The 2443-nt window shown below is 64.3% G+C and carries 4 protein-coding genes; 3 read left to right on the top strand and 1 reads right to left on the bottom strand.

The window, feature by feature from the left end:
• On the bottom strand, window positions 1-347 hold a 347-nt coding region (locus JNK68_14270), incomplete at its 3' end, for an NnrS family protein (GenBank protein MBL8541508.1).
• A gap of 139 nt (window positions 348-486) precedes the next feature.
• On the opposite strand from JNK68_14270, the gene JNK68_14275 reads away from it, so the two are divergent.
• The 3 genes from JNK68_14275 to gltA form a co-directional block, all read left to right on the top strand.
• A complete protein-coding gene (locus JNK68_14275) occupies window positions 487-1182 on the top strand; it encodes a Crp/Fnr family transcriptional regulator (GenBank protein MBL8541509.1) in 696 nt (231 codons plus the stop codon).
• Entirely contained in the window at window positions 1166-1783 is a 618-nt protein-coding gene (locus JNK68_14280) for a YqgE/AlgH family protein (protein ID MBL8541510.1), read from the top strand. The genes JNK68_14275 and JNK68_14280 overlap by 17 nt, the downstream gene beginning before the upstream one ends.
• 396 nt (window positions 1784-2179) lie before the next feature.
• Window positions 2180-2443, top strand: a 264-nt coding sequence (gene gltA / locus JNK68_14285) for a citrate (Si)-synthase (GenBank protein MBL8541511.1), incomplete at its 3' end; no start/stop codon positions are given.

Here is a 2443-nt window from a genome sequence, read left to right on the forward strand (position 1 = left end):
AGCGCGCAGCCGGCAGCCATGAGCAGCATCGCCGGCAGGTAGAAGCCGCGTGGCACCTTGACGTTGAGCCAGTTCGGCACTGCGGTCATGAGGAAGCCGAACATGAAGAACGGCAGAAAAGCGTAGATCGCGAGAAAGGCGTGGGCCCACGGCGCCGGCATCGCCCACGCGATGGGTGCATACCATCCGGCGTAGCGCCCGCCGAGATCGACGAGCCACCACGCGAGCACCGCCACCCCCTGCACCATGCCGGCGAGAAACATCACCCGGTGGGGAGCGGCCGTGAATACCTGCCAGCGCGAGCGTTGCGGCGCGACCGGCTGCTTCGAAAGCGTCACCTGCTGCATGTTGCGGATTCTAGGGCCATGCTGCAGTGCACGCCATGTCGCAACGGCAATTCCTTGATTCGAGTCAAGCACACATCGAGAGTACGCACTCACCCAGGATGGTTGTTCTGCCCTGCGCCGCTGTGCTAGCGTCGGTGACATGGGATCCACATCAATCAAACTACAGGTGTTCCTCGCCAAGCTGCCGCTGTTTCGCGAGATGAATTCCGAAGAGATCGATCGGCTCGCACAGGGTACGCGGGAGGTTAACGCCGAACGCGGTGAAATCCTCTTCCACAAGGGCGATCCCTGTGTCGGATTTCACGTCGTCGTCTACGGCCAGGTGAAGCTCGCCTTCACCTCGCCTCACGGCGCGGAGAAGGTCGTCGATATCATCGGCCAGGGCGAAAGCTTCGGCGAGGCGCTGATGTTCGTCGACCGTCCCTACATCGTGTACGCGCAGGCGCTAGCGGACTCCATGCTCGTCCACGTTTCCAAGGAAACGGTATTGGGGGAACTCGACCGCGATCCGCGCTTCGCGCGCAAGATGATCGCCGGCTTGTCGAACCGGCTGCACTCGCTGCTGCGCGATGTCGAAGCCTATTCGCTCGCCTCCGGTGCGCAGCGCGTGATCGGCTATCTGCTGCGCGACGAGCAGGAGGTGGCGCTCGCGGCGACGACCAGCCTCACCGTGACGCTGCCGGTGACGAAAGGTGTGCTCGCCTCGCGCCTCAACCTGACGCCGGAGCATTTCTCGCGCATCCTGCACGACCTCTCGAACACGGGGCTGATCTCGGTCGAGGGACGCAACGTTCACATCCCCAACATAGAGAGGCTGCGTGCCGTCAAGGTATGACGTTCGCCACCTGCTTGCAGCGGTCTGTCTGCTCTGGTCGGCCGCGACCACCGCGGAGGACGAACCGGCGTTCTTTCTGATCGCCGCGCCGAAGATCACCGACCCGAACTTCCGCGAGACGGTCGTGCTCATCGTCCAGCACACGCCGCTCGCGAGCCACGGCGTCATCATCAATCGACCGCTCGACACGCCTCTTGCACATGTTCTCCCCGACAACGAGGCGCCTGCCCATGCAAACGAGCCCGTGTACTTCGGCGGACCCGTCGCGTTGCGCACCCTGAGCGTCGCGTTCCGCGCCAGGGAACGCCCCAAAGGCAGCGTGCACGTCATCGAGGACGTGTACATCGCGGACAATCCGTGGCTGCTGCAGGATCTGCTCAAGCGCGACGCATCCCCCCACGTTCGCGTCTATGCCGGCCATGCGAGCTGGGGACCGGGTCAGCTCGAAAGCGAAATCGAGGAGGGGGGCTGGTTCGCCACGCACGCCACACCCGACTTCGTCTTCCACGGCAATCCCGAGGGCATATGGAGCGAGTTGCTGAGACGGGCCAGTCAGCGGTCGGCGAAGGTCGGGGCAGCAGACGACGCACCGGCGTGGTAATGCAACTGGACGTCCGTTCGCTCGCCGCGCGCACCAGCCCACCGCGCTCCGGCTTCGTTCGCCTTGCGCTTGGCAAGGCGGACATACCCCTTCGTCGGCACCGCTTCGAGCTCGCGTAACGACACCGTTGTCGTGCCCGCACCTCGCACTCCAAGTGGGCGGCGCGAACTTCGCGTGCTCTCGTGCAGTGCACGACGCCGCGGTCCCCCACGCCATGCATCTCGCATCCTGAGTCCGCACAGAATGCCGTGAAACAGGGGGTTTCAGGGACGCGCGGTGCGCCAGTATGACTGCTTCCGGCACCGCAACAATCTGCGCACGATTCTTGCCGCGAAGCACGCGGTTTGCACAGCCCCTCCTGCTTGCGAGGCGGTTGGTCGCCACTCTCTGGGGAGAATCAGCATGGCCGAATCCAAGACCGCCACTATCCAGATCGACACCACCACGGAAGGCCTGGAGTTTCCTGTGCTGTCCGGCACCATCGGGCCGGACGTCGTCGACATCCGCAGCCTGACGGGTAAGACGGGCGTGTTCACGTTCGACCCCGGATTCATGGCCACCGCCAGCTGCAAGTCGCGCATCACCTACATCGACGGCGACGAGGGCGTGCTGCTCTATCGCGGCTACCCGATCGAACAGCTCGCCGTGCACTGCGACTTC

Source organism: Betaproteobacteria bacterium (genome assembly GCA_016791345.1).
Taxonomy (GTDB): Bacteria; Pseudomonadota; Gammaproteobacteria; order Burkholderiales; family JAEUMW01; genus JAEUMW01.